Raw genomic sequence first — 14,896 nt, 5'->3', positions numbered from 1 at the left:
CGGCTCAGCCGGGGAGCACGTCCGGGAACCCGAACAGGGCGAACAGCGCCGGATCGTGGAACGCGACCACGCGTGAGATGCCGGTGACCGTGGCGGCCAGCACCACGACGTCGTGCGCCCGCAATACACCACCGGGATCGCGGTGGTACGCCACGGCCGCGGGCTGACCGTTGGCGGTGGTGGGGAGCATCCGCCAGTCGCCCGGCGCACCGAGCACGTACGCGTCGAGCATGCGCAGGCAGTTCACCCGGCCCGCCTGCCAGTCGCGGAACGGCGTCGCCTCCAGCGTGGCGTCCGCGCGCAGCACGTGTTCGAGCAGACTCACGTCGGAGCGCCCGAAAGCCTCCAGGTACCCCTCCAACAGCGCGCGGGCCCGCGCGTCGGCCGGTTCGAGCAGCTCCTCGGGTTCGGGCTCCAGCTCGGCCAGCCGGGCCCGGGCGCGCTGCAGCCCGCTCTTCACCGCTGCCGTGGTGGTGCCGAGGATCTGCGCGGTCTCGGCCGCGCTGAACGCCAGCACCTCGCGCAGGAGGAGGATCGCGCGCTGGCGCGCGGGCAAGTGCTGCAGGCTCGCGACCAGCGCCAGCCGCAGCGACTCGCGCGCGATCACCGCGGTCGCCGGATCGTCACCGGGTGGCCGGGTGTCGGGCATCGGTTCCAGCCACGCGACCTCATCCGGTGCCACCTGGCGCGGCGGGCGATCGGGCGCGGCTCGCGGCCCGGTCAGGCCCGAGGGCAGCACCCGCATCCGGCGCGGCCGCACGGCGCTCAGACACACGTTGGTCGCGATCTTGTACAGCCACGACCGGACCGACGCGCGGCCTTCGAACCCGCCGTAGGCCCGCCACGCTCGCAGATACGTCTCCTGCACCAGGTCCTCGGCATCGTGCGCCGAGCCGACCATGCGGTAGCAGTGCGCCACCAGCTCCCGGCGGAACCGCTCGGTCTCGGCGGCGAACCGGTCCGCCTCCGCCGCCTCCCGCACCCGCGCCGTCATGCCGCGAGCCTAGGCCGCGCCCGGCCGGCTCCGGGCGCATCCGAGTGGTGCCCCCTCGTGGATCGCTCGTTCACCATGCGCTGCTCCTCGGTTCGCGGCCCCGCCGGTCGGGGCCCCCACCCAGAACGACCGGGGCAGCGGTGCGAAGGAATCGAAACCCAGGTCAGGGCCGCAACGCCAGTTTGCCGACGGTCGCCCGGGCCGCCAGCTCCGCGAGCGCCTTCGGACCGTCGGCCAGGTCGTACACGGCAGGGCGGACGGGAGCCAGGACACCCGCCGCGACAAGAGCGGACAGCTCACCCAGCACCTCGCCGAACATCCGCGGCGCGGCCCGCATCAGCACGCCGAGGTTGAGGCCGACGAGGTGGACCTGGTGCTCGTACACCAGCTGCCAGTTGGTGATCGCGGCTTCCCCGCCCGCCAAGCCGAAGACGACGACCCGGCCCGTGACCCGCTTCGCCGCGGCCAGGCTCGCGGCGAACGTGGCACCACCCGCCGACTCGAGCACCAGATCGGCACCGGCACCCCCGGTCAGCCGCAGCACCCCGGCCGCGAGGTCGCCGTCGCGGGAGTCCAGGACGTGGTCGGCGCCCAGCGCCCGCACCGCCTCGTGCTTGCCCGGTGACGCGGTGGCGACGACCGTCGCGCCGTAGTGCTTGGCCAGCACCACCGCGGCCTGGCCGGTCGCGCCCGCCGCGGCGTGGATCAGCACGGTCTCCCCGGCGGCGAGGCCACCCAGGGGCCTGAGCGCGGCCAGCGCCGCCGGCCAGTTCACCACCAGGCCCAGCGCCTGCTCGGCCGTCCACCCCGCCGGCACGGGCATCGCCCCGGCCGCGGGCAGGACCACGTACTCGGCGAACGCCCCGTCCCCGACGCCGACGACCAGCGTCCCCGGTGCCGGACCGGTCACCGCCTCACCCAGCGCCACGACCTCGCCGGCGGCCTCGAACCCCGCCACGTACGGCGGGCGCGGGCCACCCCGGAACACCCCGCACGCCTTCGACACGTCCGCGAAGTTGACTCCGGCGACGGTGACCCGGACCAGCACCTCACCCCGCCCCGGGGTCGGCACCGGCGCGTCGGTGATCAGGCGGGCGTCGCTCGGGCCGAGCAACGACGTCTGCTGCACAGCCCGCATGACGGCGGGAATCCTCACGGCGACCAGCTCCCTCGCTTCACCGCGGACCGCCACTGCGTCGATCCGCACGGTTCGACGAGGTAGACCCCGGTCACCGGGCAAAGGAACCGGGCGCCACACCAAGACCCGCCACCGATCACCTGGCTTCCGTGCTCAGCCGCGACGAAATCGTCGCGACCGAGCACAGAGTCCACACCGCGGGCCGGCCGGTCAGGCCGTCACCGCGCGCTCGGCACCGGCGATGTGGTCCACGAACCCGTAGGCGAGCGCCTCGTCGGCGTCGAACCAGCGGTCGCGATCGGCGTCGGCGGTGATGCGCTCGACCGGCTGCCCGGTCTGGGCCGCCGTGAGTTCCGCGATGCGGCGCTTCATCTTCCCGAACACCTCGGCCTGGATCGCGATGTCGCTCGCCGCCCCCGAGATCCCCGCCGAGGGCTGGTGCATCACGACCCGGGCGTTCGGCAGCAGGTGCCGCTTGCCCGGTGTGCCCGAGGACAGCAGGAACTGCCCCATCGACGCCACGAACCCCAGCCCCCACGTGGCGACGTCCGGCTTCACCAGCTGCATCGTGTCGTAGATCGCCATCCCCGCCGTCACCGAACCCCCCGGCGAGTTGATGTAGAACGTGATGTCGCGCTCGGCGTCGTCGGCCGCCAGCAGCAACAGCTGCGCCGTGATGCGGTTCGCCACCTCGTCGTTCACCTCGCTGCCGAGGAACACGATGCGGTCCCGCAACAACTGCTCGTACACCGATTCGTTCCCCTGCTGCCCGCCCGCGTGCAACTCGGGCACCGCCGTCAGCGTCATCGTCGCCTCCTGCCTGTCTCGTGATCCCTGACCGCACCGAACGTAGGAGCTGCGGCGGTTCCGCGGGGCCGTCGTTCGCTCACGGCGTGGCCGGTTCGCTGCGAGCGATCACCCACCTCCGCTCACGGGATCGGGTGATGTGGATCATGAAGGTGAACGGGTGCGACGCCGCATCCGTGTGAGTGGAGGCCCTCCGTTCGCCACACCGAAGGATTCGTGATGACCGATTTTCCGTTCCGCTTCGGGGTTTCCCTGCTCAGCGTCGGGTCCCGCGCCTCGTGGCGCGACCGCGCGCGCCAGGCCGAGGACCTCGGCTACGACGTGCTGCAGGTGCCCGACCACCTCGGCATGGCCTCGCCGTTCCCGGCGCTGGTCGCCGCCGCCGACGTCACCTCCCTGCGGCTCGGCACGTACGTGCTCAACGCCGGTGTCCTCAGCCCCGCCTACCTCGCCCGCGACGTCGCCGACGTGCACCGGCTCACCGACGGCCGCTTCGAGCTCGGGCTGGGCACCGGGTACGCGCCGAACGAGTTCGCGGCCGTCGGCCGGGACATGGGCAGCGGCGGTGAACGCATCCGCAAGCTCGCCGAGACGCTGCAGGCCACGCGGGACCTGCTCGCGGCCGAGGCCGACAAGCCCGAGCCGCCGATCATGCTGTCGGGCGCCGGCGATCGCATGATCCGGTTCGCCGCGCGCGAAGCCGACATCTTCAGCTTCTCGATCATGGCCGGCATCAGCCCGGACACCGCCCCGGACGATGCGTTCGCCGGGCGCGTGCAAACACTGCGCGACGCCGCCGGAGACCGGATCGGCGAGATCGAACTCAACCTGTTCGTCGCCGCCGTCGGGGCGAGCGCGGACCAGGTGGACCTCTCGATCGTGCGCCAGGCCAGCGGCCTCGGCGACGACGAGCTCAGCCAGGTCCCCGGCGTCCTGGTCGGTTCGCCGCGCGAGCTCGCCGAACGGCTGCAGCGCTACCGCGAGACCTACGGCGTCACCTACATCAGCGTGCTCGAACCGCACATGGCCGCGTTCGCCGAGGTCATCTCGCACCTGCGCTGACGCCCGTGGCGCCCGGGGGACCGCACCAGCACACCCCGGGCACCGCGGCCGCCGTGGCCCGGTGAGCCGGATTACCGCTTAAGCGGGAAGATCGACCGCGTGGACACCGCCTTCGGCCCGACGACCCGGGTGATGCACGCGATGGAACAGCTGTGGGCCGAGATCCGCCGACGGCACCCCGACGTGCCCGAAGCGATCCTCGTGCTCGCGTCCGGCACGATGGGGACCACCACCGAGATCCACGGCCACTTCGCCCGCTCGCGCTGGCACGTCGGCGACGGCGTCGAACCGCGCGCCGAGTTCTTCCTCGGCGCCGAAGGCCTGCGCCGCCCCGCGGCCGAGCTGCTCGCCACCACGTTGCACGAAGCCGCCCACGGGCTCGCCGCCACGCGGGACATCGTCGACGTCAGCGACGGGCGCTACCACAACAAACGCTTCGCGGCGCTCGCCCGCGAGCTCGGCGTCCGGGCCGAGCAGGCCGACCGCATCGGCTGGTCCGCCACGACCGCCCTGCCCGCGACGATCGACTCCTACGCCGAGCACCTGCGGGTGCTGGAACGGGCTCTCACGGTGTGGCGGCACACCGAGCACGAGGTCGCGCTGCGAGCCCAGGCCCCCGGCCCGCAGCCGGAGGACCCGGACTCGCCCGAGCTCGTCACCGCCGCGCCGGTCCGGGTGGTGATCGCGCCCGTCGACGGGCGCGGCGCGCACCGCGGCGGCCCGAACTACGTCGCCGCCGTGTGCGGCTGCGAGCCACCACGCCGGGTCCGCGCGGCCCGGTCCGTGCTGGAACTGGGCCCGATCACCTGCAGCCTCTGCGAGACGCCCTTCGCCGAGATCGGCTGACCCGTCAGGTGAAGCAGTACGAGTCCGACGAAGCGTCGCCGCCCTCCAACCGGATCTGGTGCGGGCGCAGGCCCCGGAAGTCGTCGCCGTGCAGGAAGCACTTCCCGTCGACGCGCAGGCCGCCACCCGCGTCGGGATCGGTCTCGAGCTTCGCCAGCCACGCCCCGACGCCGTCCGGGTAGAACTGGTCGTCCCACGAGCCGTAGAGGGAGTTGGTGAGGTAGATCCGGCGGCCGTCGCGGCTCACCTCGACCATCTGCGGGCCACCCGAGAGCCGCAGCGACGGCGCGGCCGGATGCGGCACCCGGCCGGTGATGCCCCCGAGCCGCACCGAACCGGTCTCCCGCGGGTGCGCCGGGTCGCTGACGTCGAACTGCTTGAACTCCCCGGTGCCCCAGCAGGACACGTACAGGAACCGGTCGTCCACCGTGAGCGCGATGTCGGTGATCAACGGCGGTACGGCACCGAACGGCTTCAACGCCGGCGGCAGATCCGCGGCGTCGGCGGGCTCGGCCGGCACGGTGATCACCTTGTCCGCCGTCCACGTGCCGCCGTCGCGGTGCCAGCGCCACACCGACGCCGACAAGTCCTCAGTGGACACCACGACCCCGACGAACCCCCACGTGGCCTCCGGGTCGTGCGCCGGGCGCAGCTCGAGCACCATCTGGTGCTGCTCACCCAGGTCGACGCTCTGGAGGTGGCGGCCCTCGGCCAGGTCCCAGAAGTGCAGCGCGTGCCCGTACTTGTTCCCCAGCAACAGCTCCGGGTTGATCCCGTCCTCGATCATCGCGGGCGTGCCCCACTCGCTGCTGATCAGGGTGTTGCGGTTGAGGTGCCACCACGCGTCGTAGGCGAGGTATTGCGGGCCCCGGTCCGTCTCCCACGCGCGGAGCACTTCGAACGTGTCGTGGTCGAGCAGCGCGATCCCGCCCGGCCCACCGGAACCGTCCCCGGCGCCCAGGCACGACAGGTAGACGCCGTCCGGCCCGCAGTGCGAGGTGTGCGGGCGGGAGTACCCGGCCTTCTCGGCGAGCTCCGCCGCGGTCACCGTCTTGTGCAGCGCGGGACGGCGCGGGTCGGGCTCGGTGTCGAAGACGTGGATGTTGGACGAGCGCAGCCCGGGCAGCAGCAGGAACCGCCGGCGCAGCCCGTTCGTCTCGTGCCCCTTGTGCGCGAACGCGCTGCTGCACGCGTTCCACCCGAAGTGGTGCAGCTCGTCCCCGGTGGTCGGCAGCTCCGACCAGCCGACGACGCTGCCGTAGCTGTCCGACCCGGGATCGACGTCGACCGTGGCCAGGGCGTCCGGGGTGCGGCCCGTCCGGTCGAACGCCACGACGTACGCGAGCGTCTCCGGCGGGGCCGCCACCGCGTCGCCGGGGCTGCGGTAGAACGTCGGATCCGCTGTTACTTGCGGTGCTTGCCCGGTCATCACGTTCTCCTTCCCCGTGTCCGGTTCGGCCAATGTCCCGCTCACGCGGGCATGGTCACAAGGACGGACGTGGTACCGGTGAAAACTTCGAGGTCAGGCCCGCGGCGGCTCACCGGGGACGTCCAGCAGCTCCGCCAGCAGCGCGGCGCGCAGGTCGGTGCCCTCGGCGGGGTCGGTCAGGGCGAGCCGGTGGACCCGCGACAGCCGCGCCCGCAAGGCGGTGTGAGCCTCGGCCTCGCGGGCCAGCCGGGACGCGGTTTCGTCGAGGCGGGTGGAGAGGACGGCCGTCTGGCGGTGGTGCTCGGTGCGGGCCTCGGCGGCGGCGGTCGTGGCCGTGTGGTGGTCGGTCAGCGTCGCCTGGAGGCGGCTGTTCACGTCGTCGGCGCGCGTGCGGACGGTGGTGAGCTGAGCGGTGAGCGCCTCGCGGGTTTCGTCGGCGGCCAGGAGGGCCTCGCGGGCGTCGTCGAGCTGGGCGCGCGCCTCGGCGAGGGTGCCGAGGGCGGCGTCGCGTTCGGTGGTGCGGACGGCGAGCTCTTGTGAGCGCTGGGCGAGGTCCGCGGCCATGGTGTCGGCGCGCGTGCGTTCGGTGCGGGCGTCGGCGGTCGCCTGCTCGGCCCGTTCCGTGGCGGCGGTCGCGGTGGCTTCGGCGCGGGCGCAGGCCAGCTCGGCGGTTTTGCGAGCCGTCACGGCGGCCGCGGCAGTCTCCGCCGCGGCGTCGGCGCGTTCTTCCTGCTCCCGGGCGTGGGTCTGCGCGGCGGCCTTGGCTTCTTCGGCTCCGGTGGCGCGGGCGTCCGCCGCCTGACGCAGCCCGTCGGCCTCGACGGCGCGGGCTTCCGCGGTTTCGGCGCGGGCGAGCGCGGCGGTGACCTCGTCCTGGGCGCGCGCGGCGACGCTGTCGAGTGCGTTGCGCAGCGTCTGCAGCGGCTCGCCCAGCTCCGCGGCGGCCCGGACGAACTCGCCGGCCGCCTCCGTCAGCCCCGTGTGCGGCGCCGAGTCACCCAGCGCCTCCCGCAGCGCCTGGTCCGCCGCGGCGAGCTGCTTGCACGTGCGGTCCCCGGGCCAGCGCCGATCGGGACAGAACTCGAACGGCCGGCCTCCGCGCGGCCCCGGTGGCGGCAACGGCGCCCGGCACTGGCGAAACCCGCACAACGAAACGGCCCGGTCCTCGATCACAGCTCCCTCAGTCACGTTCTGAACCGTAGCGTATTGAGTTACGTTATCTCTAACCAAGGTTGCGGTTAGCTAACTCGATACATATGTCAGCTACAGAACAGAGCTTTTGTTGCTAAGCTGGTCGAGATCGGAAATGTTCGACGGAGAGTGGCGGGCCATCAGCTGTGAGTGAGAACGTGGGACTGATCGCGCCGACCGACGGCGACCCGAAAACTGGGTACCCCCTCGCGGCCGACGCCGAGGTGTGGCCGGGAGTCCCCGACCCCGCCGCGCTCCTCGCCGCGATCGCCGACTGGCTCGCCGGCTACGGAAACCACGCCACCCGGCGCACCTACGCCGAAGGTCTCGGACTGCCCGTCACCGCCGCCGACCTCGCCGCCTGGGTGCGCACACCATCCCGGCCCGAACCGGGCGCGGCCACCACGGAAGCCTGGCGTGCCGCCGTTCTCCACTACGCCGACGCCCTGCGCCTCACCGGCAGCACCACAACGCCCACCACAGCTCCCCCACCGGCGCCCCGCGGCCGGCTACGCGCGCACCACTGGTTCCGCTGGTGCGTCACCCGCGGCCTCGACCCGTCGGCCGCCACGTCGGCCGACGTGAAGAGCTGGCTCGACACCCTCGCCACCGCGAACGCCGCACCCGCCACACGCGACCGGATGCTCGCGACCGTCAAGGCGCTCTACGGTTACCTCGCCGACGTCGGGCTCGTCGCCGGCAACCCCGCCGCCCTCAACCGGCGACGGCTGGGCCTGGCGACCGCCGCGAGCAGCACGTCGGGCACCGTCACGCTGACCACGCGGCAGGTCCGCGCGCTCTACACCGCCGCCGGCACCCCGCGGCGCGGGGCGAGCCCGCTGGACACGGCTCGCGCGGTGGCGGTGGTCGCGCTGTTCACGCTCGGTTTGCGCGTGAGCGAGCTGTGCGGGCTGGACCGCGCGGACCTGCACGTGACGCGGGGCCGCCGGGCGTTGCGGGTGCTCGGGAAGGGCGGCAAAACCCGCGTCGTCTACCTCAGCGCGCCCGCGGAGAACGCGCTGCTGGCCTACCTGAAGGTCCGCGACACCGCCGCCGCATCGGGCGAGACCACCGTCGAGCGGCGCACGCAGCAACGGCACGCACCCGCGACGCCGCTGCTGGAAACCCGCACCGGCAACCGCTACCAGCGCCAGGCGATCTGGCAGCTGCTGCGCCGCATCACCGCGAGCGGCGGGCCGGAATTGGACCCGATCGCCGGCGCGATGCACCCGCACGCGCTGCGCCACTTCTACGTCACGACGGCCGTCGAGGCGGGCGCGCAGCTCGTGCACGTCCAGGCCGACGTCGGCCACAGCAGCATCGACACCACGCAGCAGACCTACGACCACGCCGCCCGCGCACCCGAACGCAGCGCCGTCGACCTGGTCGCCGGCAGCTGGTTCGAGCCCGAGGCCTAGTCACTACGCTGGCGCAAGACCCACCAGCAGGAGAACCGGTGCCCCACCCCTCACTCACCGCCGACTGCGGCAGCTGCTTCGGCCTCTGCTGCGTCGCGCTGACCTTCACGCGCTCGGCCGACTTCGCAGTCGACAAGGCCGCCGGCGACCCGTGCCCGAACCTGCGGCCGGACTTCGGCTGCGGCATCCACGACCGCTTGCGGGACAAGGGTTTCCCCGGCTGCGCGGTCTACGACTGCTTCGGCGCGGGCCAGCAGGTCTCCCAGGTGACGTTCGGCGGCCGCGACTGGCGCGCCGACCCCGGCCGCGCGAAGCAGATGTTCGCCGCCCTGCCCGTGATGCGCCAGGTGCACGAGCTGCTGTGGTACCTCACCGAAGCCCGTTCGCTCGAGGCCACCCGTGAGCTGCACGCCGACCTCGACACCGCGCTCGCCGAGACCGAACTGCTCACCCGGGCCGATCCGGACACCCTCCTCGCGACCGACGTCGCCGGGCACCGCGCCCGCGTCGACGTGCTGCTGCAGCGCACGAGTGAGCTCGTCCGCGGAGCCGGCACCAAGAAGAAGAAGAACCGCCGCGGCGCCGACCTGATCGGCGCCAAGCTCGCGGACGCGGACCTGCGGGGCGCGACCCTGCGCGGCGCGTACCTCATCGCCGCGGACCTGCGCCGCGCTGATCTTCGCCAAGCCGACCTGATCGGGGCGGACCTGCGCGACGCGGACGTGCGGGGCGCGGACTTCACCGGCAGCCTGTTCCTGACCCAGTCGCAGGTCAACGCCGCCCGCGGCGACGCGAAGACTCGGCTGCCGCAGCGGCTCACCCGGCCCGCTCACTGGTGACCGGTCGCGTCGACCCGACCACCACGCCACCCAGGCGCGCGACCCAGCTGCCGCACAGGCAGCGCACGTAGTCGGCGCGGCTGCCGCGCGAACCGGGAACAACGGCGGACGCCGGCAGTTCGGCCAGCGGCCAGCCACAACGAGGGCAACGGTTTTCGTCCATGCCCCGATCGTGCTGTAATGAGTCAGTGCACTTCAACCCTTACGGAGGCTCGGGCGCGCAGGTGGCCGCGGCGCTCGCGACGCTCGTGCTGAGCGAGCACCCCACCGCCGACGACGTGCTGCGCACCTGCCGGGACCACGGCATGGCCCTCACCCGGCCGACCGGCGGTGAAGCTGCGCGGATCCTCGTGTGGGGCCGCAAGCTGCGCGCGGTCTTCGCCGCGGACCCGGGCGAACGGGTGGACCTGGTCAACGAACTGCTCGCCACGGCGGCGTTCCGGCCCCACATCTCCGGCCACGACGGCAAACCCCCGCACCTGCACTACGCCGCCGAGCACGCCGGGACGGTGGAGCGCATGCAGGCGCACTCGGCCGGTGGGCTCGCGCACCTGGTGTGCGAAGCCCCGGACCGGTTCGGCGTCTGCGCGCGCGAAGGCTGCGGGATCGCCTTCGTCGACACCTCCCGCAACGGGCGTCGCCGGTTTTGCTCCACGCGCTGCGGCACGCGGGTCAACGTCGCCGATCACCGCGCCCGCAAGATCGGCGCCTGAGCGCCGCGGTCAGCCCATCTGGTCGTGGATCCAGTCGAGGATCGTGTCGACGCGGGCGGTCGTCTCCAGCCCGGGCTGGGGGCAGTCGGGCCCGTTGTCCTCGATCGCGACGAGCCGGCCGTGCTGGTCGCCGTCGGGGACGAAGAACGGCGAGCCCGAGTCGTCGTGGCACGGGCTGTTCTCCACCGTCCGCGCCTCCAGCGGCGTCATCTGCAGTTCCGTGTGGTGGATCTGCTCCACCTGGAAGTGGCCGCGTTTCATGTGATCGGCGGGCGCGACGACGGTGGGCGAGAGCGACCCCCACCCGACGAAGTCCACCTTCTCCCCGACCTCGGGCGGGCCGGTGGGCAGGGTCAGCGGGGTGATGTCGGTGATCGGCTCGCTCAGCTTGACCAGCGCGAGGTCGTTGACCGGCGACTGGCGCACGTCCACGGCCTGCACCACGTGCCCGCGCGGATCCTGGTCGTTGATCTTCCCGACGGCCACGGTCATGTGGTAGCGCGGGGCGCCGCCGACGCGGGTGCCGTCGAGGTCGTGGAAGCAGTGCCCGGCGGTGATGATCCAGTCCGGCGCGATCAGCGAGCCGCTGCAGCCACCGCCGCGCACGCCCCCGCCGACGACCGGGATGTCCTTCGACGTCAGCTTCGCGTTGAACGGCATGACGCTCGGCGGCAGAGCCGGCGCCGTGCTGGCGGGTGCGGCGTTCACCGTCGCCTCGGCGGCCTGGCCGCCCGAGCCCGGCCGCGAACGGGCCACCTTCGCCGACTCGCTGTTGCCGGCGGCGGACGCGGTCGCGCCCTTCTGGACGGTGACGTAGCCCGCGGCGATTCCCGCACCTGCGACGATGGCGAGGGCCATCGCGCCGTGCCGGGACCGGCGGTGACCGGATCGTGATCTCACATGGGCAACAACGTTGGGAGACTCCCAATAGTTCAGCCATCCGTGGAGAAATCTCAGCGAATCTCGTCACTCTGTGACACCGCTGCCCATCGGGGCACGAATCAGGCTGCACTAGGGTGCCCATTATGACCAACCGCTTGGTATCTCTGGGTGACTCCTTCACCGAAGGGGTCGGCGACGCCGACCCGGCCGCGCCGAACGGGGTGCGCGGCTGGGCCGACCGCGTCGCGGAGGTGCTCGCCGCGCGGGAACCGGACTTCCGCTACGCCAACCTCGCCATCCGCGGCAAGCTGCTGCCGCAGGTGCTGGCCGAGCAGGTCGAACCGGCGATCGCGATGGAACCGGACCTGGTCACGCTCTACGCGGGCGGCAACGACCTGATGCGTCCCAGGGCCGACGTCGACGCCCTCACCGACTCCTACGAGCTCGCTGTCTCCCGGCTGCGCGGCGCCGGCGCGCGGGTCGTGTTGTTCACCGGCGTCGACGGGGTCGAGGACGCCCTGTTCCGGCAGATGCGCGGGCGCGTCGCGATCTACAACGAGCACGTGCGCGGCATCGCCGCCCGCCACAGCGCGCTGCTGGTGGACATGTGGTCGATGCGGCAGCTGCGGGACCGCCGGATGTGGGCGCCCGACCGGCTGCACCTCAACGCCAAGGGGCACCTGGAGATCGCCATCGCAGTACTCGACGTCCTCGGCGTGCCGCACGAGCTCACCCCCGCGGAGCTGGGCCCGCGGCCCCGGCTGAGCACCAGGGAACTGCGGGCGGCGAACCTGCAGTGGGGCCGCGAGTACGCGTGGCCGTGGGTGCAGCGGCGGCTGCGCGGCGAGTCCTCGGGTGACGCGATGAGCCCGAAACGCCCGAAGCTGGAGCCGTTCGGGCCGGTGTCAGGCGCGGTGCGCCGCTGACATCGCGGGCCGCAGCCCGTCGAACAGGATCGCGACGACGCGGTCACGCAGGTCGCGGTCGGTGCCGACGTGCTCGGCCGCCTTGGCCGTGCCGATGATCACCGGGATCAGCTCGCCGACGGTGACGTCGCCGCGCACCGCGCCGGCGTCCTGAGCGCGGCACAGCAGCACCCCGAGTGCGTCGAGCAGGCGGGCGCCGACGACCGAACCCGCGGTCGGCACGCTCACGCCGGACGCGCTGAGGGCTTCGAAGTAGGCGTTCTTCGCGCTGGACATCTCGATCCAGCTGGTGAGGAACGTGAAGAACGCGACCCCGGCGTCGGGCGATTCCTGCGCGACGACCGTCTCGGCCTCGTCGACGAAGCGGTGCAGCCGCGCGAACAGCACGGCTTCGAGCAGGGCTTCCTTCGTCGGGAAGTGCCGGAACACCGTGCCGACACCCACGCCCGCCTCCCGCGCGACCTCCTCGGTCGGGGCACCGGTGCCCTTGGCCGCGAACACCGTTTCCGCGGCTTCGAGCACCTTCGCCCGGTTGCGCCGGGCGTCGGCGCGCAGCGGTTTGGACTCCGTCACGGTGTCTGATCGTAGCCGGGCTCAGCCGGGAAGCACGCTGAGCACGCGTTCGAGTGCCCGCGGCACGTGCGAGCGCCAGCCGCCACCCATGATCCGCCGCGCGACGCGCTGGGACTCGTCGCCCGGGTCGAAGCCCTCGTGGCTGAGGAACAGCCGCGTGCCGCGGCCTTCCGGGACGAGCCGCCAGGTGACGGTCCACTGCGGACCCCACTGGATGCTCAGCTCGCGTTCGGGATCGGCCACGAGCACCTCGCACTGCACCGGCCCGCCCGCGAACCCGGCCGCGGGCACCGGCTGGGCGAGCAGCTCGAACCGGTGCCCCACCACGGGTTTGATGTCGTTGGGCATGTTCAGCCAGCGTTCGAGCAGGTCGGGCTCGGTCAGCGCGCGCCACACCTTGCGGGCGGGGTGCGGGAGGAACTGGTCGACGTGGATCGCCGTCGGGTCCTCCGGGGTCGCGGTCACAGGTCCTCCTCGTCGAGCAGGTCGCGCAGGGCCGTGAGCTTCGTGCGCCAGAACTCCTCGAACGGGCTCAGCCACGACGCCACTTCCTCGAGCGGGCCGGCTTCGAGCGAGTAGACGCGGTTGCGCCCGGTCCGCTCCTCGGTGACCAGGCCGGCTTCGCGCAGCACGCGCAGGTGCTCCGAGAGGCTGGGGCGGCGCATCGCGAAGCGCTCGGCGAGGTCACCGGCGGCCATCGGGCCGTCGAGCAGCAACCGCAGCACCTCGCGGCGCGCCGGGTTGGCCAGCGCGGCGAAGACGTCGTCGTTGACGGGCACTGCGCTCAGTTCGGCCGGTCGCCGAACGCCGAGGGCTCGAGCAGGCCGACGCCGTTGCCGTCGAGGTCCTTGATCGAGGTCGCCCGGCCCCACGGCATCGGCTGTGGGTCGGGGACGTCGATCCCGTTGGCGCGCAACGCCGTGACGTCGGCGTCGAGGTCGGTGGTGTCGAGCTGGAAGTGCAGCGGCCCGGCCGGCTGCACCCCGCTGATCGGGTAGTCGACGAGCACCAGGCCCGTCTGCGCGCCCTTCGGCGCCACCATCACGAACCGGCCGGCGGGCCCGGCGCGGTCGACGACGACGTCGAAACCGAGCTTGCCGACGTAGAAGTCACGGGCGGCGGCCTGGTCGGCCACCGGCACCGTGACGAACTGGATGCGGGAGACGGTCATGGCCCGACAATAGGTAGGAGAATTCCTACGTGTCAAGGTCGGTGGCCGCTGTGCTCGCTCCGCGCGGCGAGCATCCTGCCGCCCCGCCCGGCCTGACACGGCGGGCGCTGAGGACTGGTCCGGAACACTTGTGTCACCGCGTTCCCGAAATCGAGCCAGGTGGGGTGCTGTCATTTGCGCCGGCGCACCACGCTCGAGAAATTCGGCGCTCGATTTCCTTGCTGTTCCGCCAATTCCGAGCGGCCGTGACTGCGCGGCCGGAATTACTTCGCGTCGCCTTCGAACCGCACCCGCGCCGGGTTCGGTTCGACCCACGGCTGCGCGCGGCGACCCCACACCTCGGCGGTCGGGGTGAGCCACGACCGGTCGTCGAGGGTGCCGCCTTTGACGATCAGGATGTCGGGCGTCTCGTGGAGCACGGTGAAGATCGGCGTGCCGCACTCGCCGCAGAACAGCCGGTCGCGCAGGTGGCCGTTCTCGGTTCCGGTGGTCTGGTGGGACCGGGGGGTGCCTTCGATCTTGACCGCGTCGCGGGTCACGAGGACGTTCTCCGAGTAAGCCGAACCGGTGTGGCGCTGGCAGTCGTCGCAGTGGCAGAGCACGACGAGTTCGGGCTCCGCCTCGAACCGGTACGCGATCGAGCCGCACAGACAGTGCCCGGTTCGCACCTCGGGGGCCGTCGTGCCGGTGCTCGTCATTTTCTGGTTCTCCTTCGCGTTTTCGCCGGGTGGTGTCGCGCCCGGCCGGAAATGGTGGCACCTCCCGGCGAGTCCCACGTGGACGGTGCCGGGAAGATCTGTCCCGAGTATCGCCGCCTTTTCGCGTTCGAGCCTGTCCCTGGTGGACGTAGGCACACCGCCTGCAGGGCAGCCGAAGATCAAAAGCGGCTGGACCGTCCGGTGAATTC

18 protein-coding genes are annotated in these 14,896 nt (G+C 72.5%); 6 read left to right on the top strand and 12 right to left on the bottom strand.

What is annotated here, in order from left to right; all coding sequences use genetic code 11:
• Positions 1-4: 4 nt before the first annotated feature.
• From ACIA77_RS05520 to ACIA77_RS05510, 3 genes are all read right to left on the bottom strand, one after another.
• Positions 5-994 (bottom strand): RNA polymerase subunit sigma-70, encoded by a 990-nt coding sequence (locus tag ACIA77_RS05520; RefSeq protein WP_395884576.1) that lies wholly within the window; start codon positions 992-994, stop codon positions 5-7.
• A 163-nt stretch (positions 995-1,157) separates the two neighbouring features.
• Positions 1,158-2,132 (bottom strand): zinc-binding dehydrogenase, encoded by a 975-nt coding sequence (locus ACIA77_RS05515; RefSeq protein WP_395884575.1) that lies wholly within the window; start codon positions 2,130-2,132, stop codon positions 1,158-1,160.
• Positions 2,133-2,342: 210 nt separating this feature from the next.
• Positions 2,343-2,939, bottom strand: coding sequence for a ClpP family protease (locus tag ACIA77_RS05510; protein ID WP_395884574.1), 597 nt, complete (start codon positions 2,937-2,939; stop codon positions 2,343-2,345).
• Positions 2,940-3,158: 219 nt separating this feature from the next.
• Here ACIA77_RS05510 and ACIA77_RS05505 point away from each other — a divergent pair, with 219 nt between their 5' ends.
• Positions 3,159-4,001 (top strand): TIGR03621 family F420-dependent LLM class oxidoreductase, encoded by an 843-nt coding sequence (locus tag ACIA77_RS05505; RefSeq protein ID WP_395884573.1) that lies wholly within the window; start codon positions 3,159-3,161, stop codon positions 3,999-4,001.
• A gap of 99 nt (positions 4,002-4,100) precedes the next feature.
• The gene (locus tag ACIA77_RS05500) at positions 4,101-4,847 is read left to right on the top strand and encodes a hypothetical protein (protein ID WP_395884572.1); all 747 of its coding nucleotides are present in this window, start codon (positions 4,101-4,103) and stop codon (positions 4,845-4,847) included.
• A 4-nt stretch (positions 4,848-4,851) separates the two neighbouring features.
• On the opposite strand, the gene ACIA77_RS05495 is transcribed toward ACIA77_RS05500, so the two are convergent.
• Positions 4,852-6,321 (bottom strand): selenium-binding protein SBP56-related protein, encoded by a 1,470-nt coding sequence (locus tag ACIA77_RS05495; RefSeq protein ID WP_395884571.1) that lies wholly within the window; start codon positions 6,319-6,321, stop codon positions 4,852-4,854.
• Between the two features lie 48 nt (positions 6,322-6,369).
• A complete protein-coding gene (locus ACIA77_RS05490) occupies positions 6,370-7,464 on the bottom strand; it encodes a response regulator receiver protein (RefSeq protein ID WP_395884570.1) in 1,095 nt (364 codons plus the stop codon).
• A gap of 149 nt (positions 7,465-7,613) precedes the next feature.
• Here ACIA77_RS05490 and ACIA77_RS05485 point away from each other — a divergent pair, with 149 nt between their 5' ends.
• Together ACIA77_RS05485 and ACIA77_RS05480 are read left to right on the top strand one after the other, a co-directional pair.
• The gene (locus ACIA77_RS05485; protein WP_395884569.1) at positions 7,614-8,885 is read left to right on the top strand and encodes a tyrosine-type recombinase/integrase; all 1,272 of its coding nucleotides are present in this window, start codon (positions 7,614-7,616) and stop codon (positions 8,883-8,885) included.
• Between the two features lie 38 nt (positions 8,886-8,923).
• Positions 8,924-9,724, top strand: a complete 801-nt coding sequence (locus ACIA77_RS05480) for a pentapeptide repeat-containing protein (protein ID WP_395884568.1) — start codon at positions 8,924-8,926, stop codon at positions 9,722-9,724.
• Here ACIA77_RS05480 and ACIA77_RS05475 read toward each other — a convergent pair.
• Positions 9,702-9,887 carry a hypothetical protein gene (locus ACIA77_RS05475; RefSeq protein WP_395884567.1) on the bottom strand — a complete coding sequence of 62 codons (186 nt, stop codon included), beginning with the start codon at positions 9,885-9,887 and terminating at the stop codon, positions 9,702-9,704. The genes ACIA77_RS05480 and ACIA77_RS05475 overlap by 23 nt on opposite strands.
• A gap of 25 nt (positions 9,888-9,912) precedes the next feature.
• Between ACIA77_RS05475 and ACIA77_RS05470 the strand changes: the two genes are divergently transcribed.
• Positions 9,913-10,437, top strand: a complete 525-nt coding sequence (locus ACIA77_RS05470; RefSeq protein WP_395884566.1) for a CGNR zinc finger domain-containing protein — start codon at positions 9,913-9,915, stop codon at positions 10,435-10,437.
• Positions 10,438-10,446: 9 nt separating this feature from the next.
• Here ACIA77_RS05470 and ACIA77_RS05465 read toward each other — a convergent pair whose 3' ends face one another.
• A complete protein-coding gene (locus ACIA77_RS05465) occupies positions 10,447-11,295 on the bottom strand; it encodes a S1 family peptidase (RefSeq protein ID WP_395884565.1) in 849 nt (282 codons plus the stop codon).
• A gap of 167 nt (positions 11,296-11,462) precedes the next feature.
• Between ACIA77_RS05465 and ACIA77_RS05460 the strand changes: the two genes are divergently transcribed.
• On the top strand, positions 11,463-12,245 hold the full coding sequence (locus tag ACIA77_RS05460; protein ID WP_395884564.1) for an SGNH/GDSL hydrolase family protein: 783 nt from the start codon (positions 11,463-11,465) through the stop codon (positions 12,243-12,245).
• Here the strand turns inward: ACIA77_RS05460 and ACIA77_RS05455 are convergent.
• The 5 genes from ACIA77_RS05455 to ACIA77_RS05435 form a co-directional block, all read right to left on the bottom strand.
• A complete protein-coding gene (locus ACIA77_RS05455) occupies positions 12,225-12,818 on the bottom strand; it encodes a TetR/AcrR family transcriptional regulator (RefSeq protein WP_395884563.1) in 594 nt (197 codons plus the stop codon). The two genes, ACIA77_RS05460 and ACIA77_RS05455, sit on opposite strands and share 21 nt — an antisense overlap.
• 21 nt (positions 12,819-12,839) lie before the next feature.
• Positions 12,840-13,283: an SRPBCC domain-containing protein gene (locus ACIA77_RS05450; protein WP_395884562.1), complete on the bottom strand. Its 444-nt coding sequence runs from the start codon at positions 13,281-13,283 to the stop codon at positions 12,840-12,842.
• A complete protein-coding gene (locus tag ACIA77_RS05445) occupies positions 13,280-13,597 on the bottom strand; it encodes an ArsR/SmtB family transcription factor (RefSeq protein WP_395884561.1) in 318 nt (105 codons plus the stop codon). The genes ACIA77_RS05450 and ACIA77_RS05445 overlap by 4 nt, the downstream gene beginning before the upstream one ends.
• A gap of 5 nt (positions 13,598-13,602) precedes the next feature.
• The gene (locus ACIA77_RS05440; RefSeq protein WP_395884560.1) at positions 13,603-13,989 is read right to left on the bottom strand and encodes a VOC family protein; all 387 of its coding nucleotides are present in this window, start codon (positions 13,987-13,989) and stop codon (positions 13,603-13,605) included.
• A gap of 263 nt (positions 13,990-14,252) precedes the next feature.
• Positions 14,253-14,687 carry a GFA family protein gene (locus ACIA77_RS05435; protein WP_395884559.1) on the bottom strand — a complete coding sequence of 145 codons (435 nt, stop codon included), beginning with the start codon at positions 14,685-14,687 and terminating at the stop codon, positions 14,253-14,255.
• Positions 14,688-14,896 lie beyond the last annotated feature (209 nt).

Source organism: Amycolatopsis sp. NPDC051903 (genome assembly GCF_044452505.1).
Lineage (GTDB): Bacteria > Actinomycetota > Actinomycetes > Mycobacteriales > Pseudonocardiaceae > Amycolatopsis.
Note: the sequence above shows the minus strand (reverse complement) of the source record. Positions and strands in the feature narration are given on the sequence as shown.